This window comes from Kaistella sp. 97-N-M2, from assembly GCF_021513235.1.
Classification (GTDB): domain Bacteria; phylum Bacteroidota; class Bacteroidia; order Flavobacteriales; family Weeksellaceae; genus Kaistella.
The window spans coordinates 2,781,858-2,807,550 of record NZ_CP090976.1 but is presented as its reverse complement, the minus strand read 5'-3'; the positions used below and the strand labels follow the sequence as shown (position 1 = coordinate 2,807,550).

At 41.4% G+C, this 25,693-nt stretch carries 24 protein-coding genes; 9 read left to right on the top strand and 15 right to left on the bottom strand.

Annotated elements, in window-relative coordinates; genetic code table 11:
- Positions 1–64: 64 nt before the first annotated feature.
- Complete coding sequence (locus L0B70_RS13085; RefSeq protein ID WP_235142220.1) at positions 65–1,183, top strand: HlyD family secretion protein; 1,119 nt, start codon at positions 65–67, stop codon at positions 1,181–1,183.
- A gap of 96 nt (positions 1,184–1,279) precedes the next feature.
- Positions 1,280–2,860 carry a DHA2 family efflux MFS transporter permease subunit gene (locus L0B70_RS13080; protein WP_235142219.1) on the top strand — a complete coding sequence of 527 codons (1,581 nt, stop codon included), beginning with the start codon at positions 1,280–1,282 and terminating at the stop codon, positions 2,858–2,860.
- Positions 2,861–2,975: 115 nt separating this feature from the next.
- Here the strand turns inward: L0B70_RS13080 and L0B70_RS13075 are convergent, their stop codons facing one another.
- The 8 genes from L0B70_RS13075 to L0B70_RS13040 form a co-directional block, all read right to left on the bottom strand.
- Positions 2,976–3,359 carry a hypothetical protein gene (locus tag L0B70_RS13075; RefSeq protein ID WP_235142218.1) on the bottom strand — a complete coding sequence of 128 codons (384 nt, stop codon included), beginning with the start codon at positions 3,357–3,359 and terminating at the stop codon, positions 2,976–2,978.
- A 131-nt stretch (positions 3,360–3,490) separates the two neighbouring features.
- Positions 3,491–4,087, bottom strand: coding sequence for a hypothetical protein (locus L0B70_RS13070; protein ID WP_235142217.1), 597 nt, complete (start codon positions 4,085–4,087; stop codon positions 3,491–3,493).
- Positions 4,080–4,340, bottom strand: coding sequence for a hypothetical protein (locus tag L0B70_RS13065; protein ID WP_235142216.1), 261 nt, complete (start codon positions 4,338–4,340; stop codon positions 4,080–4,082). The genes L0B70_RS13070 and L0B70_RS13065 overlap by 8 nt, the downstream gene beginning before the upstream one ends.
- A 38-nt stretch (positions 4,341–4,378) precedes the next feature.
- The gene (locus L0B70_RS13060; RefSeq protein ID WP_235142215.1) at positions 4,379–5,992 is read right to left on the bottom strand and encodes a patatin-like phospholipase family protein; all 1,614 of its coding nucleotides are present in this window, start codon (positions 5,990–5,992) and stop codon (positions 4,379–4,381) included.
- Positions 5,970–7,025 carry a hypothetical protein gene (locus tag L0B70_RS13055; RefSeq protein ID WP_235142214.1) on the bottom strand — a complete coding sequence of 352 codons (1,056 nt, stop codon included), beginning with the start codon at positions 7,023–7,025 and terminating at the stop codon, positions 5,970–5,972. The genes L0B70_RS13060 and L0B70_RS13055 overlap by 23 nt, the downstream gene beginning before the upstream one ends.
- Before the next feature lie 11 nt (positions 7,026–7,036).
- Positions 7,037–8,632 (bottom strand): S8/S53 family peptidase, encoded by a 1,596-nt coding sequence (locus tag L0B70_RS13050; protein ID WP_235142213.1) that lies wholly within the window; start codon positions 8,630–8,632, stop codon positions 7,037–7,039.
- A gap of 10 nt (positions 8,633–8,642) precedes the next feature.
- Entirely contained in the window at positions 8,643–9,518 is an 876-nt protein-coding gene (locus L0B70_RS13045; protein WP_235142212.1) for a caspase family protein, read from the bottom strand.
- 293 nt (positions 9,519–9,811) lie between these two features.
- The gene (locus L0B70_RS13040) at positions 9,812–10,714 is read right to left on the bottom strand and encodes a CorA family divalent cation transporter (RefSeq protein ID WP_235142211.1); all 903 of its coding nucleotides are present in this window, start codon (positions 10,712–10,714) and stop codon (positions 9,812–9,814) included.
- A gap of 90 nt (positions 10,715–10,804) precedes the next feature.
- On the opposite strand from L0B70_RS13040, the gene L0B70_RS13035 reads away from it, so the two are divergent.
- Positions 10,805–11,827, top strand: a complete 1,023-nt coding sequence (locus L0B70_RS13035) for a 3-oxoacyl-ACP synthase III family protein (protein ID WP_235142210.1) — start codon at positions 10,805–10,807, stop codon at positions 11,825–11,827.
- A 36-nt stretch (positions 11,828–11,863) separates the two neighbouring features.
- Here the strand turns inward: L0B70_RS13035 and L0B70_RS13030 are convergent, their stop codons facing one another.
- The 3 genes from L0B70_RS13030 to L0B70_RS13020 all read right to left on the bottom strand — a co-directional run bounded on the left by L0B70_RS13030 (position 11,864) and on the right by L0B70_RS13020 (position 13,942).
- Positions 11,864–12,046 (bottom strand): hypothetical protein, encoded by a 183-nt coding sequence (locus L0B70_RS13030; RefSeq protein ID WP_235142209.1) that lies wholly within the window; start codon positions 12,044–12,046, stop codon positions 11,864–11,866.
- Between the two features lie 119 nt (positions 12,047–12,165).
- Positions 12,166–13,008: an isoaspartyl peptidase/L-asparaginase gene (locus tag L0B70_RS13025; RefSeq protein WP_235142208.1), complete on the bottom strand. Its 843-nt coding sequence runs from the start codon at positions 13,006–13,008 to the stop codon at positions 12,166–12,168.
- Positions 13,009–13,054: 46 nt separating this feature from the next.
- Entirely contained in the window at positions 13,055–13,942 is an 888-nt protein-coding gene (locus L0B70_RS13020; RefSeq protein ID WP_235142207.1) for a cyanophycinase, read from the bottom strand.
- 196 nt (positions 13,943–14,138) lie between these two features.
- On the opposite strand from L0B70_RS13020, the gene cphA reads away from it, so the two are divergent.
- On the top strand, positions 14,139–16,769 hold the full coding sequence (cphA, locus tag L0B70_RS13015) for a cyanophycin synthetase (RefSeq protein WP_235142206.1): 2,631 nt from the start codon (positions 14,139–14,141) through the stop codon (positions 16,767–16,769).
- A 131-nt stretch (positions 16,770–16,900) separates the two neighbouring features.
- Here cphA and L0B70_RS13010 read toward each other — a convergent pair whose 3' ends face one another.
- Positions 16,901–17,713, bottom strand: coding sequence for an SDR family oxidoreductase (locus tag L0B70_RS13010; protein WP_235142205.1), 813 nt, complete (start codon positions 17,711–17,713; stop codon positions 16,901–16,903).
- A gap of 173 nt (positions 17,714–17,886) precedes the next feature.
- Here L0B70_RS13010 and dnaX point away from each other — a divergent pair, with 173 nt between their 5' ends.
- The 5 genes from dnaX to L0B70_RS12985 all read left to right on the top strand — a co-directional run bounded on the left by dnaX (position 17,887) and on the right by L0B70_RS12985 (position 22,391).
- Positions 17,887–19,572: a DNA polymerase III subunit gamma/tau gene (gene dnaX, locus L0B70_RS13005; RefSeq protein WP_235142204.1), complete on the top strand. Its 1,686-nt coding sequence runs from the start codon at positions 17,887–17,889 to the stop codon at positions 19,570–19,572.
- 46 nt (positions 19,573–19,618) lie between these two features.
- The gene (locus tag L0B70_RS13000) at positions 19,619–20,686 is read left to right on the top strand and encodes a chorismate mutase (RefSeq protein WP_235142203.1); all 1,068 of its coding nucleotides are present in this window, start codon (positions 19,619–19,621) and stop codon (positions 20,684–20,686) included.
- The gene (locus L0B70_RS12995; RefSeq protein WP_235142202.1) at positions 20,686–20,862 is read left to right on the top strand and encodes a hypothetical protein; all 177 of its coding nucleotides are present in this window, start codon (positions 20,686–20,688) and stop codon (positions 20,860–20,862) included. Before L0B70_RS13000 ends, L0B70_RS12995 begins: the two co-directional genes overlap by 1 nt.
- Before the next feature lie 2 nt (positions 20,863–20,864).
- A complete protein-coding gene (gene rsgA / locus L0B70_RS12990) occupies positions 20,865–21,791 on the top strand; it encodes a ribosome small subunit-dependent GTPase A (RefSeq protein WP_235142201.1) in 927 nt (308 codons plus the stop codon).
- 180 nt (positions 21,792–21,971) lie between these two features.
- The gene (locus L0B70_RS12985; RefSeq protein ID WP_235142200.1) at positions 21,972–22,391 is read left to right on the top strand and encodes a nucleoside-diphosphate kinase; all 420 of its coding nucleotides are present in this window, start codon (positions 21,972–21,974) and stop codon (positions 22,389–22,391) included.
- An 89-nt stretch (positions 22,392–22,480) separates the two neighbouring features.
- Here L0B70_RS12985 and L0B70_RS12980 read toward each other — a convergent pair whose 3' ends face one another.
- From L0B70_RS12980 to L0B70_RS12970, 3 genes are all read right to left on the bottom strand, one after another.
- The gene (locus L0B70_RS12980; protein WP_235142199.1) at positions 22,481–23,485 is read right to left on the bottom strand and encodes a CAP family protein; all 1,005 of its coding nucleotides are present in this window, start codon (positions 23,483–23,485) and stop codon (positions 22,481–22,483) included.
- Between the two features lie 461 nt (positions 23,486–23,946).
- Complete coding sequence (gene rpe / locus L0B70_RS12975) at positions 23,947–24,597, bottom strand: ribulose-phosphate 3-epimerase (protein WP_235142198.1); 651 nt, start codon at positions 24,595–24,597, stop codon at positions 23,947–23,949.
- Positions 24,598–24,614: 17 nt separating this feature from the next.
- Positions 24,615–25,691: a M42 family metallopeptidase gene (locus tag L0B70_RS12970; RefSeq protein WP_235142197.1), complete on the bottom strand. Its 1,077-nt coding sequence runs from the start codon at positions 25,689–25,691 to the stop codon at positions 24,615–24,617.
- Between the last annotated feature and the right edge of the window lie 2 nt (positions 25,692–25,693).

Here is a 25,693-nt window from a genome sequence, read left to right as displayed (position 1 = left end):
TTAGATCAAAAAACTTAAAATATGCACATTAGCGTGCGAAAACCTAAAAACTAGGAAATATAAAATGGAAAATAACACCACTGCAGATCAACCGGAACTTTTCCCGGAATCCAAAAAAAAGAAAAACCGCATCTTCCCCATCATTCTGGCATTCGTTCTCATCGTCGGCGGCTTTTTCGGCTACCGAACTTACTCTTTTTCGCAAACGCATGAAGTGACGGATGATGCGCAGATTGCTTCTAACATGAGTCCCGTTATTTCGAAAATTTCCGGCTATGTTCAGGAAGTTTATGTGAAAGATAACCAGTTTGTAAAAAAAGGAGATACTTTGCTAACATTAGATAACAGAGATCAAAAAATGGCACTGCAGTCTGCCGAAGCCGCCTTGGGAACTGCAAGAAGCAATATTTCTACGGCTAAGGCAAGCACAAATGCGGCCTCGCGGAACATCAATTCGACTACTGCGGCAATCGCTACGGCGAACGCCCAAATTGAAGCGGCAAAAGTAAACGTTTGGAAATCCTCCCAGGATTTAAAGCGGTATGCCAATTTGGTTAAAGATCATACAATAACGCAACAGCAATATGAAACGGCTTTAGCTGCCAAACAATCTGCGGATCGACAGTTGCAGGTTTTGATACAGCAAAGAAATCAGGTTTCCCAACAGACAGGAATTGTGAACTCGCAGACGGCCGCCAGCTCCGAACAGATCGGCGTGGCCAGCGCTGTAGCGAGACAAAGAGAAGTAGATGTTGAAAACGCTAAGCTTAATTTATCTTACACCGTAATTTTGGCGCCAGAAGATGGTTTTGTTTCCAAAGTTTCTACGCAGAAAGGGCAGTTTTTACAGGCCGGATCGCAGCTTTTCAGTTTGGTAAGAGATAACAGCAGCTGGGTGATCGCAAATTTTAAAGAAACCCAGTTGGCGAAAATGGTGGAGGGTCAAAAAGTAGAAATCGACATTGATGCTTTTCCGGATCATCATTTTGAAGGTGTTGTAAGTTCTTTCTCTCCAGCAACAGGCTCCACGTTTTCCCTGCTTCCGCCGGATAATGCGAGCGGAAACTTCGTAAAAGTCGTTCAAAGACTGCCGGTAAGAATCGATTTTAAAAACCTCGACGCGAAAATCGCAAAAAAACTGCGCGCCGGAATGAATGTGAAAGCTACCGTTACGTTACAATAGTTTGTAAAATATTTTTTTTTAAAAAGTATCATGTAAAAATCAATCTTACATCGTACTTGATCCATTTTACACCGTACCTCATACCCGTAAAAAAAAATGCAACAGGATTCCTTGGTCGAATACGGCTCCCGACGATTAATCATTACCCTTACTGCGATAATGTGTGCCCTCCTTGAGATTGTAGATTCCACTATTGTTAATGTGGCGCTAAATGAAATGAAAGGTAATTTAGGGGCCACACTTTCCGAAGTGGGTTGGGTGATCACCGCTTATGCCATCGGAAACGTCATCATTGTTCCGATGACGAGCTGGCTTTCCCAGCAGTTTGGGCGACGAAACTACTTCGCAGCCTCCATAATTATTTTTACCATATTTTCGTTTCTGTGCGGAAATGCGACGAATATCTGGGAACTCGTTTTCTTTCGTTTAATGCAGGGCATCGGCGGTGGAGCACTTTTGGTGACCTCACAAACCATTATTACCGAATCATACCCCATCGAAAAACGAAGTATGGCGCAGGCAATTTATGGCTTAGGCGTGATTATCGGACCAACTTTAGGTCCGCCTCTGGGTGGATATATAGTCGACAATTACAGTTGGCCCTACATCTTTTATATCAACATTCCACTTGGGATTGCCGCGACGATTATGACGCTTCAGTTTGTTAGAAGTCCAAAATTCAGCGAAAAGCGAAAGGCCATCGACGTCGATTGGTACGGAATTCTTTTACTGGCCATCACCGTGGGTTCATTGCAATATATACTGGAAAGGGGCCACGAAGAAGATTGGTTTGACAGCGGAGTCATTGTCTTTTTAACGGCTTCTGCGGTGATCGGATTTATTCTTTTCCTTTGGCGCGAACTTACTTACAAATATCCTATTGTCGAATTGCGCGTGTTGAAAAATGGTAACCTGCGGATTGGAACCGCAATGTCCTTTATTTTGGGCTTTGGTTTATATGGCTCCACCTTTATCGTACCGCTTTACACGCAAAGTATTTTGGGTTGGACCGCCCTGCAGTCGGGAGCTTTAATGATTCCCGCGGCTTTGACGACCGCGGTAATGATGCCCATTATCGGGCGGTTATTAACGCGTGGCGTAAAGCAGCAAATTCTTGTTTCTTTGGGATTATTAATTTTCTTTATTTACAGTTTTTGGGGGTACAATATTCTTACGCCAAATACAGGCAAAGAAGATTTCTTTTGGATGCTTATCGTGCGCGGGATGGGATTAGGACTTTTATTTATTCCAATCACTTCATTGGCATTGAGTACGCTGAAAGGTCAGGAAATCGGTCAGGGTGCGGCTTTCACCGGGATGATGCGTCAGTTGGGAGGCTCTTTCGGGATTGCAGCCATCACCACTTTTATCGCCAACCAAACCTCAATACACAGAGCGAACCTCGCGCAGTATATCGATGTGAATAATTTTGAGGTGCAGCAGCGGGTTGCAGGTTTGAAGGCAAGTTTTATAACGAAGGGCTTTACGCCCGACGCCGCTTTGCAGGCCGCTTATAAAATGTTAGATCTCACGGTACTAAAACAGGCGTCAGTACTGTCTTACATGGATGTTTTCCTTTATCTCGGAATCCTCTTTTTAATCTGTATTCCGTTCGTTTTATTTGTAAAAGAGAGAAAGGGCAGGGAGCCGATTGATGTGAGCGAGGCAATGCATTAAAATATTTTAAAATATTCTTTGAGGTTAGTAGTTGTGTTCAAAGTTTAACTGGAAAGCCGCAGATTAATTTCTGCGGCTTTTTTATACGTGGCTTATTTTTTATAGATGTTTGAATTTATTTCTTCCCTACCTTCTCGATCGGTCGGAAACGCAGGGCACTCCAAGTTTCGTCGATGGAAATGGCAGTCACCGTGGTGATATTAAATTCTTCGCCCGTCATCCGAATGGTGTCGCGGTTAATATCGGTTTTCACTTTAGAAGTTCCTTTAGGATAGGCAAACCAGAGGATGCTATCCGGCTCAATTAATTGTAAATCTTCTGTCAGAAATTTTAAAAACGCTTTCTGATTATTAATGAAAACCAAAGTGTTTGAAGATTTTTCCTGTTTATTTAAAGAGGTTTTAAAACCCATCTCCAAAAACTGCGCTTCCAAATGTGGCGGCGCATTAAGAACGGTTCCCACCTCTTTAAATTTGAATTTTTTAATGATATCCTGCATTTCTATTAAAAATAAAGTTAAAATTTTTTACGCTTGTAAATTTGTTCAAAGCTACCAAAAAGATCGCTTTTGTAGCAATTTCACCTTTTTTACTTTAAATTTTTCTTTCCGTTTTGTGGATAGAAAAATGTCTATTTTGATAACGTTTGTAACTTTTCTTTCGCACCACCGGGCATTTTCCAGCTGAAATTTTGGAGGATTTGGCGATAAGCCGCCGGCCAGAATTCAGATTTTGTATCGCTAAGTTGTGCTTTATTTTGCTTCAAAAAACGCGATATTTCATAAACCTGATGATACCCATTAAAAGCGTTTTCGCTGGCGGTGAAATTTTTTATGGCATTTTCTACATCGCGGTTATATAAATACTCGTAGCCTTCGGCTTCCAGCCGTTCAGCGATTTCCTCGCTATTCTCGCTGTTTTTATTCTGCGTAAAGTGCGAAGTAGCAATGTTTTGAATTTTTTCCTGCAAAATTTCACCTTCCTGCACGGTGTGCGGATCTGCACTTTCTGCAATAATTTTCTTCTGAATCCCCGCGATACTGTCGAGCTTTTTAATTTCCGCAGTTTTGCTGATTCTTAGCTGCTCAAGTTCTTGATTTTCTTTTTTTAAAACGTTCCGTCTCTCCTTTAATTTAAAGGTTTGATAGGTGAGAAAAAAATATCCTGTTAATATCAAAACAATTCCCAGAATGGGCAGAATTTTCAGACTTCCAAAAGACTTATTCATAATCGTTATCATTACTGTTCGAAATAAATTTCAGTGCATCATCCCACATTTTCAAAACTCTGAAAATGCACAGCGTTAAAGTTCCGGAGGGCACTAGCAAAGCAATAAAACCTTCGATATTGTGTTCTGCAATCGCCATGTACATTCCCAAACCAATTAATGTTATCACGGAAATTGATGTTAAGATGACATAAATTATGCGTTCCATTTTGAAGGTGTCAATCAATTTTTGAACTTCCTCAATTCTGCTCATGATCCATTATTTTAAAAGTTATTCGTTTTTCGCCGAAATCAGCCAACGTTTGGTTTTGCTTCCTGTTTAAAAATGCCTTTTTCCTTTAGTGCCACCAACATGCGTTCGTACTTGTATTTTTGCCAGTCGAATTTTTCCAGAAAGTCCAGCCCAGCCCGAAAACCTTTGTTGAAAAGTTCGGTCTTCTCCCGGTCTTCCATAAAAAAATTAAGCCAGTTACTTGGGCTGCAGTCAACGTACTGAATGCTGTGGGTGCTGTAAAAAGTATATTTGGTTAAGAAAGTTTTGTCGTTATAACCTTTCAGCGTATCGAAAATACTTCCCAAAAAACTGAAAGGACTTTTCAGGATATTGTTACTGCCGGGACCTCGTGGCTCACCCAGTTCCGCCTGATCTACCAGCCGTACTCCAAACACCGGGATTCGTGGATAAAAAATGTCGCTTTCGTGAAAAATATCAATCGGAAAGTTGGAGATGCTGCCACCATCCACAAAAACGCCTTCTTCAAAAATATTTGCCGGTTCTGCATTAAGCCAGAATTTCCAGGCCTGAATAATGGAGTCTTTTGAAATATCGATTTTGGTGATCATCGGTTCAAAAAAGTAGGGTACCGACATGGATGCACGTACAAATTTTGCCGGACTGATAATGGACAGATCGGTATTCGTCCAGTATAAATTGGCCATTTTTGGAAGTTCTACTTTTATTTGCGCGTTAATGTCGGTTGTGACAATTGTATAATCCGAGCGCAGCAGCGTAAAGGGGTTTTCTTTGTAAAGATCGTTATCTTCCGCAGATTCCAGAAAAAAATTAAATTTTACCATATCAATATTGGTCAGTTCTTTTTCGTGAATATTTTTGATGTTTTCGATGGCGGTGTTATAGTATTCTTCGCCATTGCCGAGGCGGTAATTCAGGTTGAGTTTTCTTTCTTTTTGATTGTATTCTTCGTTCAGATTGCTCACGCTTTTAATATTGAAACTGTCGAGCGCCACCTGCATTTTATTTTCGAAAGCACGCCCCGGATTCAGTCCGATCCGGTTCACCTGAAAAAGATGATAATAGTGCACAGTCGTATAAACAAATAAACATAATCCCAGAAAGGGAACAAGATAATACCACGGACTGATTTTGAGAAAAAGAATAAGAAAGGGAAAAATAACAATCAGTAAGAAAAGAACAATGATCGAGAGGCCAATTCTCTTCATATAGTTTTTGCTCTTCAGAATGCGGCTTGCCAGTTTTTTTACAATGGATTTTCCATCCATGAACTCTTCAAACTTCCACTGAAATAAGATGTCTTTAATCCGCGTGCTTTTGTTTTTTGTGCGGTCACCCATCGCAGCGATGAGCATTGTATTAATCGCACCTGCACTCGTTCCCGCAATCCTCAGGAAACGTATTCCAAAACTTTCGAGCGCATAAAGATAACCGACCAAAGCTACGCCCCAAACACCGCCGCCTTCCTGCACAAAATTCACATATTGGTTTCCTTCACCATCCAGGATATCCGAAAATTCTTTTCCGGAAATTTTGTTCTGAAGGGATTTCAGTTTGTTTTTGGAGGTCGCATCCAGTTGCGCATCTGAAAGCAGCCGTTCTAATTGAAGTGGCGTCATCGTTGGTGTTTTAAGAATTTTTTGGTGGATCATCCTCTTTTTTAAGCATATATTTTTTTCGAATCAGATTAAATAAGTATAATGCTGAAGGAATAATAATGAGGGAGAGGATTTCTTTAAAATGCGCATCTGCAAACTGATAGGCTTTTTGAGACAACGAAAGTTTTGGCGCATCAATGCCGATTTTAATATTAATCTGCCTTTCTGCGAGTTTAATTTTTTGTCCTTGCGGCGTTTCGGCTTTAATGAGGAGCGTAACGTTTCCCATGTGCGGGGATTTTGCGATAGCTTTTACCTTCCAGTGCCAGTAATTGCCATTCCTGAAATCCAGAATCTGTTCGTTGGGATCGGTATCGTAAAAACTTTGTACGTCATCATCAACCCGCGTGATTCTGAAATCTTCCGTATCGTAAATAGGTTTAATCGAAAGTTTTTTAAAGGCTTCGATGTTTTTCACAATGCAGACCACGCTGCTGTCGTCGGTCTTTGTAAACTCAAGATCTTCCTTTTCGATCGCTTTTAATTTATCTTTAACTTGCCTATCATTGCTCTGGACTTTAACAAAAACCCGCAGATCCCTTGTTTCATCCTGCGGAATTTGGGGAAAATAGGAGAAGCCAAGCACCGCATTTTTTGGTTTTTCCTCTTCCGCCGGCGCTTCGGGCGAGACTTCCACCGGATCCGGCAGGGGTGGTGGCGGTGCAGTGTAGGTGCTTTTCCCCGACGCAGTAAGGTTTGGAACGACAGGTGTAATAGTTTCGAATTTTCGACTTAAAATATTTGGGTGTACCTTTTTATAGGCAATCCGTACGGAATCTTTTATGGGATGATTTTCGGTGATGGAAGCGGAGGGTACCGCATTCGTATGGTCTATCTCGTTTTTATTGAGATTTGGTAAATTAACAACCGCCCCTAAAGTATCCAAAGAAACCATATTCGTCGAATCATAGGCCGCTGCCGTATCTGCCGTTCCTATAGCGCTGTTCGATGCCATATCACCCGAGCTTTTGGAACAGGAAATCAGAAGAAGAAAGGGTAAAAAAAGATAAACAAATAGAGCTTTCATGGGTGTTAATGTTATTCAGACTTCAAATATTCCTTTAGTTTGTCGGAAACCGTGGGAGAGTTTAGCAATTCCTGCCGCATACGTTCCCGATCTGCTTCCGTCCAGAGGTCGGTTTCCTTATAATCTAAAAATTTCTGAAGTTTTGGATTCGTGTGCATCTGCTGCAAAATTTCGGTTTGAAACATTTCACTTCGCACCTCATCAATTTCACTGTCGCCTTTCATGCGAAGCAGCAAACCCAACAGATCCAGAATTCCCCAAAGATTCACATTTGCTTCTTTTGCTTTCACAAGATTTTCATTAGAAGGTGGAACCGACAGGCACTTATCGGCTTTCAAAATTCCGCGTCCCAAATAGGTTTTAAACAGTGGATAAGAATGCCGGTCGGCAGAAGTGAACAATGCATTTTTTACCATTTCTACCTTTCGCCATTTTTCTCCGGGATGCTTTTTTAGAATTTCATTAATCTCGTTGCGGTAATAGGTAAGCCATATTGCAGCCGCGGCTGCCACTTGCGGCGTCGCCGATGAAGTTCCGCCTCCGTCGAGGCGAAAGAATTTTCCTTTATCATTCATGGTTGCCCAAAAAACATTGGGCGTATAAGCCGCCAGAGCATGCGTCATCACATCGGCGGGACCAAAATTTCCCTGCATGGTTTCGCCGCCTTCGGATTTTTTTTGAAGTCGCGCTTCCAGAATATACGGCAGATTATCACAGGCAACACCTGTAGCGGCAATAACGCGGTCCCACCGCGCGGGATAAAGAACGCGTTTCGGTAAAGCTTTTCTCGGCCCTTCAAACCAGGAATTGCCTGCCGCAGTTACAATTGTTATACCCGCTTCATAGGCTTTGTTCACCATATTTGCCCAGGCTTTGGAAGGCGCACCGGCCATTGACATGCTGATGACTTCGCAACCTTCCGAAATCGCATACTCTAAAGCATCGACGAAGGTGGAAGTCTGTATAAGAGCCACCGTTTCCGAGATGCGCATCGAAATAATTTCAGCAAACGGTGCAGCGCCAACAAAACCTTCGTAATTACCTTCGGTATCGATTTTTTTTACAGCATTCCCGGCGAGTAAAATCATGGTTGCAGTACCGTGACCGTCCTGTTCCATACTTGTTCCGGAAGCAATATCAACGGCGGGTTTGCCTTCTTCTCCCTTAATGAAACTGCGGCTTTTTTCTTTATTTAAATTTTTCGGCAGCGCCGGATGATTCGGTTGAAAGCCCGTGTCGATGTGCCCAACTTTAATCCACGGATCTCGTACTTTGTCCAGAAGTTTTTGGTTTGCTTTTTTAAATTCCGAAAACTGATCATTCAGATGCCAGACAAAACGGTCTTTCTGTTCCTGAGGCCGCGGCCAGTTTTTCAGATATTCGCTTTCGTTGAATGATTCCAAAGCAGCATGATTGCCATCTGCAACTACTTCCGGATCTTTTGCGGAAAAAAGTTCGTGCCTGATGTTAGGTTCCACATATTCTGGATTATTATTTTGGATGATTTCCTGATCCAGGTAGTCGTGAGCGGCATCCCAGGGTTTTCTTTCCTCGCCTTTAGTTATAAGTTGCGGAATAATTTTTCCGTTGCGGTTTAAAATTTCCATGGCTGAAGTTTTAAATTTTATTATCGTAATCCCGTATGAAATCCAGTCGTTCCGCAGAATCGTCACTCACAAAATCTTCAAGATCTGCGCGCCCAGGTTTGTAATTTCCGTTTCGGCACACAAAATAATCCGGTGAAAGATGCTGCACCTCGGTAATAATTGGACGCTGCGTATGGTGAAAAGGCAAAACTCTTTTGGGAACTTCTTTAATGATGTAATACATCAGATCAACAACACTTACAAATTCATCAGAGGGAGAAAGTTTTCCGTCGAAGACTTCCAGGCAAACCTCCGTGAAAAGACTGTTTTTGGAACCGGGAAGGATTACCGATTCTTCATTATCGTCGCATGCGGAAATAAAAACACGGCCTTCGCCGGACGTCAGTTTCTCCAATAATCCTCTGTTGGAGGACTGCTCTTCGACTACCATATCTTCCAAGTCCGAAATCTTTCTGCGTTTCATGCCGTCTGCGTGGCAACAGTCGAGGAGAATGAGGAGTTTGTCTGCTTTAATTTTTTTTATTTTGGCGGAAAAAAGATCGCCATTCAGCATGGTTTCCTCCTTTTTTGTTTTGTCGGCACCCGCGGTTTTCAGGAAGTATTCTTTTTTTTCAGGATCGTCATCATCGGGAATTTGCAAACCGTGGCCGGAATAATAAACCACAACCGTCGCTTTAGCCAATTTTTCGGTTTTGGAGATAATTTTATCCAGAGAAGAAATGACGTTTTTTTTGGTAGAAAATTCGTTAACTAAAAATTCTACATTCTTCGGGTCGTAACCTCCTTTCTGGGGATCGCAAAGTAAGTTTTTAATGGCAGAGGCATCTTCTGCAGTAGCGGCTAAATCTCCGCCAACACCGATGATGAGGGCAAAGAAATTTTCCATCCTATTTTATTTGATCATTTTGATAGTCGTCGAAACAGGTCGGGTTTTTAAATCTCTTTGGGTAAAGCACGGTAGTTTTCATGGGTAGTTCTCATCTGTTTGTCCATCAAAATTAATATTTATATTTTGAACATAACACCTTCCATTTAAAAAAGGGTGATTTCCCCGTTAGCGAAAAAAGTTGGGTTTATTTTGCAGGAAAAAGTGCTTTAAATGTATCGTTTTAAAATATAAAAAAGGAGAGAATATCAGGAATAGAAGGACCTGACAATGCATCGATGAAACTAAGAAGATTACCAGCGTTTTCTCCGCACAAACAAAAACGTCAGCAACGCGATAAAGCCCATTAAACCCAAAGTGAAAAAATAACCGGAAGGTTCGTGCAGTTCGGGCATGATGTCGAAATTCATTCCATAAATTCCGGCAATAAAAGTAATAGGAAAGAAGTACATGGAGTAGATCGCCAAAACCTTCATCACCTGATTGGATTTTTGATCGCTCATTGCCAAAAACATGGAGATGAGGTTGGTTACCTGCGCGTTTAAATGCTCAAAATCGGTAATCACGTCTTTGTGTTTATCCTTCAAATCGGTAATTGCAGCATCTTCCAGTTTCAAGAGTTTAAATTTTTCAATCCAATCCGAAGAGATGCTGAGTATTCTCGCGTTCAGTCCGGATTTCCTTTTCAACTGATAGAGACGCCGAATTTGGTTCGAGCTGTTCGTGTTTTTTAAGAAGATTTCATTTTCGATATTATCCATTGTTTGCAGAAGACTCTGGGACTCATCATCAAAGGATTTCATCACTTTTAGCGCCAACTGCAGCGCGATGGTTTCTGCGGTGATCTCTGCATTTTCCGGAAGCAAAATGTCTTTTTTAAATTCATAAATGCTTCTGTTTTTCATGCGGTGAACGGTGATGATAACTTTATCCATCAAGAAAATACCCAGTTTTGTCGAGATGTCGCTAATGGTATTTAGGTTTGCCCTTTCCAGTTCCGTGTTTTCGCGCATGAGAAAAAATTTCACCATATGATCGTTCTCGAACTTCGGCAGGTGGTTCGGATCGATTGTATCTTCCAGGAGAAGCATGTTGATCTCATATCTTTGATGCAGGAAGTTTAGATCATCCTCCGTCGGCGATTCAACATCAATCCACTCACAATGGTCGTTTCGGTAAATTATTTCTATTGGCATTGCACAAATTTAAATATAATTTTAGGTTTAATTATCTTTTAGACCATGTTTCAAATATAAATTATCTTTGTGTAGTTAAAAAAAATCTTCATGATAAAAAGTATAATTAAAGGAATCGGTCATTATGTTCCGGAAAACGTGGTAACTAATGATGATTTGTCTAAATTGATGTCCACCAACGACGAATGGATCACCGAACGCACCGGAATTAAAGAGCGCCATCACCGAAAGAACAGAAACGATTCCGAAGAAACGACGTCTTTTTTAGCGTTTAAAGCCTCCGAAAAAGCTTTAAAAATGGCGGGATTAACCGCAAAAGATATCGATTTTATTGTTTTTGCCACGCTCTCACCCGACTACTATTTTCCGGGTTGTGGCGTACTACTGCAGGAAAAACTCGGCTGCGATACGATTGGCGCGTTGGATGTGCGGAACCAGTGTTCCGGTTTTGTTTATGCGATGAGTGTGGCCAATGCTTTTATTAAATCGAATACCTATAAAAATATTTTGGTTGTGGGCGCAGAAGTTCATTCCTTTGGACTGGATTTTTCCGATGAAGGGCGCGGCGTTTCCGTGATTTTCGGCGATGGGGCCGGCGCGGTTATTCTGTCGGCTTCCGACGCGGAAAACGGCGGCGATATTTTAGCTTTCAATATGCATTCTGAAGGAAAATATGCCGACGAACTGTGTACGAAATTTCCCGGTTCGAAATACGGGTGGAGCGACAGAATGCGTTTGGAACCGGAAAATGTAACGAATGCCGAAATTTATCCCGTGATGAACGGTAATTTCGTTTTTAAGCACGCCGTTACACGATTCCCCGAAACGATGGAAGAGGCTTTAAAATCTGCCGGAAAAACCGTGGAGGATTTAGATATGTTCATTCCGCATCAGGCGAATCTGAGAATTGCGCAGTTTGTGCAGAAAAAGTTTAATCTGCCGGAAGAAAAAGTATACAATAATATTCAGAAATATGGCAATACAACCGCCGCTTCAATTCCGCTGGCTTTAAGCGAAGCCATTGAAGAAGGAAAAATTAAAAGAGGCGATTTGGTCTTGCTTTCCGCTTTTGGCAGCGGATTTACTTGGGGCTCCATCTTATTTGAGTACTAACAAAAAATGCGTCGGACGACGCATTTTCTTTTTCAATTATTTCACCGAAATCGAATCGGTCTTTTGTTCTTCGTCCTGAAAAGCCGCCGAATCGACGCCCGCGTTTCGTTTATGTTCCACGCTGTGCGTGTCTTTATAATCTTCGCGTTTTTCTTCTTTTTGGGCGCAAGCTGCGAAACATAAAGTACCTAAAATTGCGATGGCTACTAATTTTTTCATGATTTATCTTTTTTAATATTAATTGAAACTGAATTTACACCATTTAAATCCGGCCATTAATCTGGAATTAAATTGATTTACAAAATTACGGCAAATGAAATTACAGTGTTAAACTTTTTTTACTGAAAAATTTCAAATTCCTCGCCGTCGAAACTGGCAAAAACCATGGTGGGATGAGAATCCTGGTGGAAGATATTCCCGTCTCTATCAATGGCGATGGCGCCTGCAAAACCGCCGATCTCTTTTAATTCGTTGAAGGTTTTTTCGAAGGCTTCGTTAATTTGCATTCCGTCGCTCACACGAACCGCGATTTTTGCCGCCGTTGCGTTGCTCACAATATCTTCGCCAACTCCCGTGCAGCTTACCGCGCAGAATTGATTCGCGAAGTTTCCGGCAACCGTGGCGGAATCTGAAATTCTTCCCACCATTTCAAAACCTTTTCCACCCGTAGAGGTGGCGGCGGCTAATTTTCCGTTTTTATCCAAAGCAACACAACCCACGGTTCCTTTTCCGCCGTTTCTTACCTTCTCTTCATACTCTTTCCGACGTTGCGGAATTTCCGTAGAGAAATCCTTAAAACCGTTCTCGGAGGCATATTTTTTAGCACCAAGTTCTCCCAAAACCCGGTCGTCTTCTTTCATTAAAACCTGCGCAACTTCGATGGGATTTTTAACGTTTTCGATATTGATGACGCCGGAAAATTTTTGACTTTCCCCGTTCATCAAGGAGGCGCTCATTCTTATTTTGCCGTCGCTCTGGATCTGTGAGCCTGTACCCGCGTTATACAGCGAATCGTCTTCCAGCAAAGAAACCGCATAAACCACGGTTTCTTCCGCCGAGTGATCTTTTAAAAATTTGAAAGCTTTCGCTGCAATATCTTTCAGGGAATTCTGTTTTGCAGTTTTCACTTCCTGGCTTTGATCGCTTTCGGAGAAAAAGCCGCCGTGTATAATAATTTTCATTTAATGTTTTTGAATGAGTTTTGCGTTTAAAAAAAGTGTTCGCAATTTAAATATTCTGTGGAATGGGGTTGTACTGAGAATTGACAATGGTTAAATCTTTCGTTTTCAAATCGAAAAAATCATTTTGCGATAAAACGTGTACGATTAAATTATCAATAGAAATAGGTTGTCCAAGTTCGATATTTGTCAGGTTTGTGTCTTTTATAAATCGACCATCGACCAGAATTACCAGGCCGGATCCGATTGCCGTCATCATATCGCCATCAATATAAAGTCCCGTATCTTCTCCCAAACCAATCCCTAATGTCCGGGGATTGTTGACGACCGCCTGAAAAAGTCTGCCGATTCTGCCGCGCTGCACGAAATGCGTGTCGACGATCACATTTTCGATAAAACCCAAACCTTGTGTCGTTTTAATTTCACCTTTTAATAAGGCTTCGTGGCTGGAGCCCTGATAGATCATATTTTCGGAGGCTGCCGCCGCGCCTGCAGATGTACCGGCATAAATGAAATTCTGCTCCTGATACTTTAATAGAATGGCATCGTGAAATCTTGTTCCGCCCAGTATGGATGTCAGTCGCAACTGATCACCACCTGTAAACATCACCACATCTGCCGCGTTTGCGCGTGCAACCATGGCATCGCTGTTGGCCTGATCTCTGTTTTGGATATCGAGAATACTTACGTGTTTCGCCCCCAAAAACTCAAAAGCCTTCTTGTATTCGGGTCCTACAATCTGGGGAATTTGAGAGGCTGTAGTAATAATTTCTATAACAGAATCTTCCTTTAACCGTGATTCGTCGATGATTTTCCGGAGGATTCCTCTTTCAAAAAAATTGAGATTTTTCTCTACATTTTGGTCGTATTCGGTTTCTGCAAAGCTGCCCTTGTTTACTGCACCACCGATAATCATTAATTTTCCTATTGGTCTCATTGTCTGCAAATTTAGAGAAAATATTAATTTCGGGGCTCATTCTTTTTAGAAAATCCAAATTGTTTATGACTGCCAATCTGCTTGATTTCCGCTTCAAATCTTGTCTTTTTAAAAATATTTTTCAAATTATTAAGCATTTCCTTTATCTTTGATTTTGATTACAGAAAAACAGCCACCGTAACTAGACAAAGATTATATGAAAATTGAAAAAATACAGGTTTTAAGAGGTCCTAATATTTGGAGCATTCGCAGAAAAAAATTAATTCAGATGCGTTTGGATTTAGAAGAGGTGGAAAACCTGCCAACGAATAAAATCGAAGGTTTCCGGGAAAATCTGGAACGTTTAATTCCCTCTTTAATAACGCACCGCTGTTCCGAAGGCGTTGAAGGTGGATTTTTTCAGCGGGTAGAAATGGGAACCTGGATGGGACATGTGATCGAACATATTGCCCTCGAAATTCAAACCTTAGCCGGCATGGATGCGGGCTTCGGACGCACCCGCGAAACCAAGACACCAGGTGTTTACAATGTGGTTTTTAATTACTTCGAAGAAAATTCTGGAATTTACGCCGCCGAACAATCAGTAGAAATTGCGCAATCTTTGATTGATGGGCGAGAATATAACATCGAGCACTGCATACAAACTTTACGGGAAACACGCGAGCGCGAAAGACTTGGACCTTCCACAGGAAGCATCGTTCAGGAAGCCGTTGCCCGAAATATCCCGTGGATCCGTTTGGGCAGAAATTCTTTGGTACAGTTGGGTTACGGGATCAATCAGCAGCGTTTTCAGGCTACGATCACCGGAAAAACAAGTTCTATCGCCGTTGATATTGCCTGTAATAAGGAGCTTACAAAGAAAATGCTCGACGAGGCCGCTATCCCTGTTCCAACGGGTGATCTGGTGATCGATGAAGAAGGTTTGCAGCACGTGATCAATCGAATTGGTTATCCATTGGTTTTGAAACCGCTGGACGGCAATCACGGCAAAGGTTCCTCCATCAACGTTAACGACTGGGCTTCTGCAAAAATTGGGTTGGAACATGCCCAAAATTATGGTCCGAAAGTAATCGTCGAAAGATTTATTACGGGCTATGATTTTCGCGTTTTGGTGATTAACCACAAAATGATCGCCGCCGCAAGACGTGTTCCCGCCCATATCGTTGGTGATGGCGAAATGAATATTCAGCAACTCATCGATAAAGAAAACATGGATCCCAGAAGAGGGTACGGACATGAAAATGTTCTTACGGAGATTTTGGTAGATAAAGATACTAACGAACTTTTAGAGAAATTAAATGCAACCTTAGAAACGGTACCGCAGAAAGGAGAAATCGTTTATCTGAAATCCACCGCCAATCTTTCTACAGGTGGAACTTCTATTGATGTTACCGATTTAATTCATCCCGAAAACATTACGATGTGCGAACGAATTTCCAGAATCATTGGCCTGGATGTTTGCGGTGTGGATATCATGGCCGAAAATCTAACTCAACCGTTGAAAGAAAGTGGCGGCGCCATTTTGGAAGTTAATGCAGCACCGGGATTCCGCATGCATCTGGCGCCCAGCGAAGGTTTGCCCAGAAACGTTGCGGCTCCCGTGGTCGATATGTTGTATCCGCAAGGGAAAGAATTCAGGATCCCAATTATTGCGGTTACGGGTACAAATGGTAAAACTACAACGACAAGACTTATTGCACACATCGTTAAAAATAACGGCTATAGAGTAGGATTCACGACGTCCGACGGCATTTACATTCAAAATACAATGTTAACGAAAGGCGACACCACCGGACCAATTTCCGCGGAATTTGTTTTGAAGGATCCGACCGTTGAATTTGCAGTTCTGGAAACGGCCCGCGGCGGAATTTTGCGCTCCGGACTAGGATTTAATAATTGCGACATCGGCGTTTTAACCAACATCAAAGAAGATCATTTGGGCTTAAACGACATTCATAATTTAAAAGATTTAACTAAAGTAAAAAGAGTTGTGCTCGATTCGGTAAAGAAAAACGGCTGGAGCATTTTGAATGCGGATGACGACTATTCTATGAGGTTAATGACGGATTTAGATTCTAAAATCGCTATTTTTAGTTTAGATGAAAACAATCCGCACATCAAAAAATTCGCGAAAGAAGGAAAAATCACCTGCGTTTACGAAGAAGGCTTTATAACCATCAAAAAAGGCGACTGGAAAATCCGCATTGCGAAAGCGCATAACATTCCCATCACCATGGAAGGGAAAGCCAGATTTATGATTTCGAATGTGTTGGCAGCGAGTTTAGCCACTTATCTCTATGGTTTCGAGATCGAAGATATCGCCAACTCTTTAAGAACATTTATCCCAAGTGCGGCTTTAACGCCGGGAAGATTAAATATTTTTAAATTTAAAAAATTCCATGTTCTCATCGATTTCGCCCATAATCCTGCGGGTTACGAAGCCATTGAAGATTATCTGAAAAATGTGGATGCCACAAAGAAAATCGGAATTATTTCCGGCGTCGGCGACCGCCGCGACAAAGACATACAGGAGTGCGGTAAAATTGCCGCCCGCATGTTCGATTATATTATTATCCGCAATGAAAAACATCTTCGCGGAAGAGGCGAGGACGAAATAAACGGCCTTATAATTTCCGGAATGCAGGAAGCCGGCACCGATGTGAGCTACGAGATTATTCCGAAAGAGATCGAAGCTTTAAAACATGCTATGAGTATGGCGGAAGAAGGCACGTTTATCACCGCGCTGAGCGACGTGGTTTCGAATGCCATCGACTTGGTGCAGGAGTATCAAAATAAAGAAATTCTGGAAGAAGGAAAAATTTCCTGATTATTTCACAATTAAAAAAACTCTCATTGCTGATTTAACTGCGATGAGAGTTTTTTTTAAGCGTTTTAGCAAAAAAGTCGCTTGGTAAAACGAAATCCTAACTAATCAAGAGTGTTTTTTATTTTTAACGTTTATTTACTGCTGCTCTTTTCGTTGCATTTCAGCGTGTATTGTTCTTCCTGATATTGCTGACAGTTTTTCGACATTACTTCCGGAACGATGGTTCTGAAAAGATGAACTTTTTGCGGAATCACCTTTACCATTTCGTCGATCATTATCTGCGGATCCAGTTGATTATCCAATAATTTTTTGGATGCTTTTTCAATGGTTTCTTTTTTTGTAAAAGTTTCTGCCAAGTCATACCATTGCTCATACGTATCGTACATCCTGTCGTTAAAGCCGGTTTCGAACGGACCGGGATTTATGGTCGCTACCTCTACGCCGAAGTCATGCAATTCATCCCGCAGGTTTTGTGCAATCGACTCCAGTGCATGCTTCGATGCATTGTAAGCCCCTAAGTACGGTGAAGTGGTAAGTCCCGCGATCGACGAAACAAAAATAATTTTGCCTTTTCCTCTCTTCACCATTTTTTTGATAATCGGTTGCGAAAACTCCAGCGGGGAAAACACATTGGTTTCCATTACCTCCCGAATTAAATCAACCGGCATTTCGCCAACTGGCCCGGAGTGGCCCATTCCCGCATTATTAACGAGGATATCAATATCAAAGGAATACGCGTGCTGGCAATCGACTTCATTTAAAATATCAAGTTTGATTACCTGAATATTTTTTTCCAGTTTCTCTTCTTTAATTATTTTTAACAACTCAGATCGCTGTTCCCAAACGTGAACTCCCGCGATTACGTGGTGTCCTTCTTTTGCTAACCCAATGGCGGTGCCTTTTCCCAGTCCGGATCCGGCTCCTGTAATAAGTATTTTTTTCATTTTATATCATTACCAAAAAGTAAACCATCCGGCTAATAAGGAACCGCAGAGGTTAAAATTTTGGAACCGTGCAGTAAATTAATCTTTACGCATTAAAGATATTAAGTGTTCATGCTCGATTTTTTATAAGAACATGTGTTTCATTTTCCCAATTATTTCCCTATTTTTGACCAATGGAAAATTTCGTGGTTTCTGCAAGAAAATACCGTCCGCAAGAGTTTGATACTGTTGTCGGGCAGTCCCACATTACAGATACTTTAGAACATGCCATCGTAGAAAATCAGTTGGCGCAGGCACTCTTATTTTGCGGTCCGAGAGGCGTCGGAAAAACGACGTGCGCCCGAATTCTTGCCCGAAAAATTAATGAAAGAGACGGTTCCACGTCCGAAGATAATTTTGCGTACAATATTTTCGAACTCGATGCGGCTTCCAATAATTCCGTAGAAGATATTCGCGAATTGACCGATCAGGTTCGCTTTGCTCCACAGGTTGGTAAATTCAAGATTTACATTATTGATGAGGTTCACATGCTGTCTTCTGCAGCATTTAATGCGTTTTTGAAAACGCTGGAAGAACCGCCGGCTCACGCCATTTTCATTTTGGCAACAACGGAAAAACATAAAATTATTCCAACGATTCTTTCCCGATGTCAGATTTATGATTTCAAAAGAATTACGATTGAAGATATTCAAGATCACTTAAAAAAAATTGCAGAAAAAGAAGCCATCAGATATGAAGATGATGCGCTTTATTTGATCGCGCAGAAAGCTGACGGCGCCCTCCGCGACGCACTTTCGATTTTCGACCGCCTTTCCACATTTACACAGAAAAACATTACTTTGGCCAAAGCTGCCGAAGTTCTTAATATTTTGGATTACGACCAGTATTTGAATATTGTCGATCTGGCGCATCAAAATAAAATCCCGGAGACTTTATTTGCTTTTAATGAAATTGTGAAAAAAGGTTTCGATTCACATCTGTTTATCGCAGGTTTAGGAAATCATTTCCGCGATTTGATGATGGCGCAAAATCAGCAAACTTTAAGTCTCATCGAAGTTGGCGACCAGACCAAAATCAAGTTTTCCGAGCAGAGTAAAAACTGGACGGTTCAACAGTTAATCGATGCAATTGAAATCTGCAACCACGCCGACATCAACTACAAAAACTCCAAAAACTCACGCTTAACCGTGGAAATTGCGCTGATGCAGCTTTCGTCTTTAACGGCGAGTGGCGTAGATTCTAAAAAAAAATTCTTAATTCTAGCGCCGCTACTTAAAGCGCCGGCAGATTCGCAAACCTTAAAAACCGAAGCACAGCCAACACTTGCTCCGGAAATAACCGCAGAAGTTCCGAAGGATACGCCAAAGGTCATTTTGAAAACAGCGGAACCGATTGCGACGCAAAAAATTCCTTCAAAATACAGCATCAGCGCAGCTTTGCAGAAAACGGAAACGGAAGAAGAACAAACAGTCAACTCAGTAAAAGAAGATCTGCCCAGCAATCATTTCACGGAAACTGACTTGAAAAGTGAATGGCAAAAATTTTTAGATCATCTGAAAGAAAAGGATGTTCTCGTCTATAATGCCATCAGTTCTTTTCAGCTTCATAAAAAGGATGAAAACATTGTGGAGATTACTTATCCGTCGGATTCTGCCAAAAATGAATTTGAAAAAGTCCGCGCCGATTTCTTTAATCATTTTATGCACAAAGTGAATCACTTCAATATCGTCATCGAATATAAAAATGACGTTTCCCTGAAAAAAGAAATCATCACTAAACGAAAGATTTTCGATAAATTTGCGGAGATTAATCCTGTTTTGCGGGATTTAGACGACCTGTTCAAATTTGATTTTAATTAATACGATATAAAAATACAGCCAGTTTATCACTGACTTTTCCTTGAAGATGGATTTAAAAAATTTAGAAAATGCCTGGGTAAAAGATTTCCCAAAGCCCTTAATTATAGCCGGACCATGCAGCGCGGAGAGCGAATCTCAAATGCTCGAAACGGCAAAAAGACTCAAAGAAACCAATGCGGAAATTCCGATTTTCCGTGCCGGAATCTGGAAACCCAGAACGAAGCCTAATGGTTTCGAAGGCGTTGGAACGATTGGTCTAGGCTGGTTAAAAAAAGTGAAAGAAGAATACGGTTTCAAAACCGCAACAGAAGTTGCGAATGCCCATCACGTCGCGGCGGCATTAAAGGCCGATGTCGATATTTTGTGGATCGGCGCACGTTCCACGGTGAATCCGTTCACCGTTCAGGAAATCGCCGAAGCTCTGAAAGGAACGGAAAAACCTGTGTTCGTTAAAAATCCCGTAAATCCGGATTTGGCTTTGTGGATCGGTGCTTTGGAAAGACTTTTAGGTCAAGACGTGAAAAATTTGGGCGTTATTCACCGCGGATTTTCAACCTACCAAAAAACAAAGTACCGAAATATTCCGAACTGGCAGATCGCTTTGGATTTCAAAAATCAGTATCCAAATATTCCAATGTTGGTCGATCCCTCGCACATTTGCGGAAACCGCACAGGATTGGCAGGTATTGCGCAGGAGGCAATGAATGTTGGATACGAAGGAATGATCATCGAAAGTCATTCTAATCCCGATGAAGCTTGGAGCGATGCTTCGCAGCAGATTACGCCGGAAGTTCTGGCAGAATTGATTGCCAATCTGCAGATCAGAAATTCCGATATTTCCGCCTTCGACGAAGAAATGGGGCGTCACAGAACTTTAATTTCTGATCTAGATTTTAATTTAATTGAGCTTTTATCGCAAAGGATGAAAATTTCAGAGAAAATCGGAACTTTGAAGAAGGACAACAGCATCGCGATTTTTCAGCCCGAACGCTGGAAAGTGATCACGGAATACGCTCTTCAAAAAGCCGATGAAACCGGGATGTCTTCCGAGTTTATCGAAAAAGTTTTCAAAGCCATTCATGAAGAATCGATTGAAGTGCAGAATAAATTGTGATGAAAATAATTTCTGATGTTTTGCTGGATAAATTCAGGCAGAAAATACAGTTTTCTCCTGTTGAAGCGATGAATGACCTGGCAGAAGAAGAAATTGCGGAATACAGGGAAACCGCCTGGTCGCAGGCTTTTGATTTTCTCTTAATGACCGTAAATTCACTCCAAAGAAAAATTTAATTTTGAAAGGACTCATCACAAAATCCACCGGAAGTTGGTACCAGGTTTTAGAACAGGAAACCGGGCGTTTTTTTGAAGCCAGAATTCGGGGAAAATTTAAACTGATCAAAACCCGCTTAACCAATCCGCTCGCCGTGGGAGATTTGGTCGAGTTCTCTTTGGAAGCGGACGATGTGGCGTGGATTACGAAGATAGCACCGAAGAAAAATTATCTCATCCGAAAATCGACCAATCTTTCCAAAGAGGCGCACATTATTGCGTCGAATATTGACGTGGCGTGTTTTATCTACACCTTGAAACATCCGGAAACTTCTTTGGGTTTTCTGGACCGTTTTCTCGCGTGTTGCGAGGCGTACAACATCAAGCCTCTGATTTTATTTAACAAAATAGATGTGCTTACCGACAATGAGAAATTTGTGCTGGTTCAGATCGAAGAAATCTACAAGGAAATTGGGTATGATATTTTAGAAATTTCCTCTTATTCCAAATTGAATTTGGAGGTGCTGAAAGAAACCATTAAAGATAAGGTTTCTGTTTTCTTCGGACATTCCGGCAGCGGAAAATCGACGTTAGTGAATGCGCTTCAACCCGCGCTAAAAATCAAGACCTCCGAAATTTCGGAAAAACTTTTAAAAGGAAAACATACGACCACTTTCGCGCAGATGCACTTCTGGGATTTTGGCGGCAGCGTGATCGATACTCCCGGCGTGCGAGAATTTGCGATGATCGATGTTCAGAAAGAAGAAATCCAGCATTATTTTCCCGAAATATTTCGCATCGGCAGAGACTGTAAATTTCACAATTGTATGCACATTAACGAACCAAAATGCGCGGTTTTAGCCAGTTTAGAATCCGGTAAAATTGAGGAATCGAGGTATATGACCTATTTAAAACTTATGGAAGAAGCAGAGGAGATCAATGCGCAATAAAAAAACCCAGCCAAAGCTGGGTAAAAACTAATAACCATGAAAACTCAAATTAAACATGAGAATCGGAAAAATAATTACAATTTCCGTGCCAACAAATAAGTGGCGACTCATCTTTCCTGAACTTTCAGTGCAAAGGTAGCAAAGTTTTTTGTATTTTTGCGCCACAATAAAACAAGATATATGTCAGGTAAAATTACATTCACCATGATCAAGCCAGATGCGGTTGCAGACGGTCACGTTGGTGCTATTTTAGGAAAAATTGCGGAAGCGGGTTTCAAAATCAAAGCTTTGAAATTAACGCAGCTTACCGTTGCGGATGCTCAAAAATTTTATGAAGTTCACGCTGAAAGACCTTTCTACGGGGAATTGGTGGATTTTATGTCTTCGGGACCGATTGTAGCCGCAGTTTTGGAGAACGAAAATGCAGTTGAAAGTTTCAGAACTTTAATCGGAGCTACAAATCCAGCGGACGCTGCTGAAGGAACCATTAGAAAAATGTTCGCAAGATCCATCGGAGAAAATGCGGTACACGGCTCTGACTCTGACGAGAATGCGTTGATCGAGGCCCAGTTTCATTTTTCCGGAAGAGAAATTTTCTAAAAAAGACGTTCATACAAAAAATAAAAATCCAGAAATTTTTCTGGATTTTTCGTTTAGTACTTTCGGCAAGTTATATTTTTTGACCATTTTTAATAAGCCTTTTCGCCCATAAAATTCCCTGCAGGATCATAGTTTGCAACAATGATGTAATAACCGTTCAAACATTTTGCGGCGCCCATTCCGACTGCTTTGGTTTTTCGCCAGATCATTTGCGAATAATGTCCCGCATCGAACCAGTTATGATCATTCAGCACCACATTCTGAAATTTGTCGATTTCCTCATACCACTGTGCAGATGCATCTTTCGCGGAATGACTTTGCGGCGGTTGCATCGCAATGTTCTCGCCGTAACGTTGTTTCCACTCGCCGGAATCCGGGCGGTGCTCCAACCTGCAGTTATTATTGGCCACGAGATGGTCTGCCCATTGTTGCGCAAAGATGCTCAGTGTTGCCGACCATACCAAAGGCTCTACACCTACTTCTGATCTTGCTTTATTATGAAAATCTAATGCTTCTTTAGCTTCCTGAGAAGAAATTTGCGAGCCGGTGACATTTGTGTTTTCCGGAGTGCGCTCCTGGGTCATGCTGCCATTTGTTCCGGAATTTGTGGCGACTGCATTTGCCTGTATTTGCTGAATATAGTAAATGCCATATCTTTTATTATCGCATATTTTTGTGCCCCAATCTGCCCTGGCAACCGAAATAGTCGCGTTATCTTGTAGAGGTACGAAACTTACAAAATCACCTTTTTTTCCACCGGAATTCAGAGTCATCACGCCTTCCTGATCACTGACAGAACAGTTGAATTTCTGCTTTTTTACAGAACCTTTTAAGAGATTTACCTGAGGCGCCGTTCCTTCCGCCGAAAAATATTCTTTGCCGGAGTCATCTTTTTTAAATTCGCCAAAAACCACGATCCGGCCTTCAACCGTTGGTGCAGCATTCTTCCAGTTCACGCCAATCTTTTCTACCTTTCCATTGTTGAAATAGTCGAGCATACCTTTGGAATAATTCCCGGACAGCCAATATTTGCTTTGAGCCGGGAGGTTAACCGTTATCAAAAATAAAAGCAGGGATGTTATTAGTTTTTTCATCTTTTTAAAATTTTAAATGTTTAATATAATTTGAAGTGCATTTTAATTAAAACAGAAAAAACTGTCGCCGGAAAAGGGCTAATTTCAGCGGAATCAGATAAAGCCTGCGAAACTGAAAGGTTTTGCGATCACCATACCGAAACAATTTATAATTAGCAGCCGTCAATTGTATAAATAGAAATTTTTCCACTGCGATTAATTTTAAATTCTGAGTTTATAATCTTTTTTATGATGTGGTATCGTGATGATAACCAGCAAACTATAAGTGAGGTTAAGCACTTTCAAAAGTAAATTTACAATAAAACGAAAGAGATTGCATTTTTTTTTCTATTGAATTTCATTAACTCTTTTTGTAAAGACGAATGCGTTTTTTTTTGAATCGATATCCGAATCAACATCTCAATAAACAAAAAGAGAGGAACCGCTTGATTCCTCTCTTTGTTATTTAAAAAATTTTATTTTTAGATTTTCATAAGTTCGATAGTCTTTTCGGGATTTTCTGAAGAGAAAACGGCGTTCCCGGCTACCAAAACATCGGCGCCAGCTTCGAAAAGTTTCGCGGCGTTATCCAAATTCACGCCACCGTCGATCTGAATCAATGCCGTGGAATTATTGGATAAGATTAAATCTTTCGTCTCTGCAATTTTTTTGTACGTGTTTTCGATAAATTTCTGTCCGCCAAATCCTGGATTCACACTCATCAGTAAGACCAGATCTACATCCGCAATAATATCCTCCAGCAACAACACGGGTGATGCCGGGTTTAAAACTACACCGGCTTTTGCGCCTTTATCCTGAATGAGGTTAATGGTACGGTGCAAATGCACGCAGGCTTCGTAATGAATGGAGACCAAATCTGCGCCTTGCTCAATAAATTCTTCTACATATTTTTCCGGTTCCACAATCATGAGATGAACATCTACAAATTTTTTCGAAAACTTTTTTACCGTTTTCATCACGGGAAATCCGAAGGAAATATTGGGAACATATCTGCCATCCATCACATCAACATGCAACCAGTCGGATTGGGATTTATTCAGCATTTGGATATCTCTTTCCAGATTTCCAAAATCTGCGGAGAGGAGGGAAGGTGAAATTAGTTTTGTTTTCATTTTTCGGATTATTGGAATTAATGATATTTCAGGTTCATGTCGGGCGTGATCTGGAGGAGCGTTTCATAAATCAACTGAATTACGTTTGCCACATCTTCCTTTGAAACCATTTCAACGGTGGTGTGCATATATCGCAGCGGCAACGAAATTAAGGCAGAAGGAACGCCGCCGTTGGAGTGCGCAAAAGCATCCGTATCAGTTCCGGTGGCACGGCTGGCAGCGGCTCTTTGGTAGGGAATCTTCTGCGTTTTAGCAGTTTCTAGGATCAGTTCGCGTATTTTGTGATGAACGCTCGGCGCGAAAAAGACGACGGGACCGTCTCCACATTTCTGGTCGCCTTCCTTTTTCTTTTCAATCATCGGTGTTGTGGTGTCGTGCGTAACATCGGTTACAATCGCGATATTTGGTTTAATGGTATCTGCAATCATGTCGGCGCCGTATAAACCTACTTCTTCCTGTACAGAATTCGTTACATACAAACCGAAAGGAAGGGTTTTTTTGTTTTCCTTTAAAAGTCGGGCCACTTCCGCAATCATAAATCCACCAATTCTGTTATCTAAAGCGCGGCAAACAAAATAGCGGTCGTTTAGTTCGAAAAATTCATCGGGGTAAGTAATCATCGTGCCCACAAAAATGCCGAGATCTTCCACTTCTTTTTTCGTGGTGGCGCCGCAGTCGATAAAAATGTTTTCCAGTTTTGGCGTGGTTTCTTTTTCCTCGCCCATTCTTGTATGAATTGCAGGCCAGCCGAAAACGCCCTTTACCATTCCGTTTTCTCCGTGAATGTTTACCACTTTGGAGGGAGCAATCATTTGATCGGATCCTCCGTTGCGAATTACGTAAATTAAACCATCATCGGTTATATAATTTACGTACCATGAAATTTCGTCAGCGTGCGCTTCGATGACCACTTTAAACTCCGACTCCGGGTTTATGATTCCGTAACACGTTCCATAATGGTCAAATTCCACTTTATCCACGTAGGGTTTTACGTAATCCATCCAGACTTTTTGGCCCTTGTGTTCATAACCTGTTGGCGATGCGGTGTTTAAATATTCTTCTAAGAATTTAAGCGATTTATTTTGAAATTTCATAA